Consider the following 253-nt stretch of genomic DNA (forward strand, 5'->3'; position numbering starts at 1 on the left):
GCCTGAAGGCCTGGAAGTTCGGTGCCAAGACCGAAGCCATGAACGCCGAGCAGCGCGACATCTTCGAGGAGACGCTGGCCGCCGACCAGGCCAGCCTGCAAGCTCAGCTCGCCGCCTTGCAGCAGGGGGGGGTGCGGATAAAAACTTGGACTGGTTTTATGCCGCAAGTCCAAGACTCACCCGGTATTCGATCGGGCTGAGGGCCCCCAGGGAGATCTTGATCCGCTTCTCGTTGTACCAACGGATGTAGTCG

Annotated in this window: 2 protein-coding genes; one reads left to right on the plus strand and one right to left on the minus strand. The window is 61.3% G+C overall.

Annotation, left to right across the window (positions count from 1 at the left end):
• Positions 1-200 (plus strand): IS66 family transposase (locus NFX52_RS30740; protein WP_252636051.1); only part of this gene is annotated, 200 nt, incomplete at its 5' end.
• Here the strand turns inward: NFX52_RS30740 and NFX52_RS30745 are convergent.
• Positions 157-253 (minus strand): IS3 family transposase (locus NFX52_RS30745; protein WP_156358539.1); only part of this gene is annotated, 97 nt, incomplete at its 5' end. The two genes, NFX52_RS30740 and NFX52_RS30745, sit on opposite strands and share 44 nt — an antisense overlap.

It is taken from the genome of Acidovorax facilis (assembly GCF_023913775.1).
GTDB classification, from domain to species: domain Bacteria; phylum Pseudomonadota; class Gammaproteobacteria; order Burkholderiales; family Burkholderiaceae_C; genus Acidovorax; species Acidovorax facilis.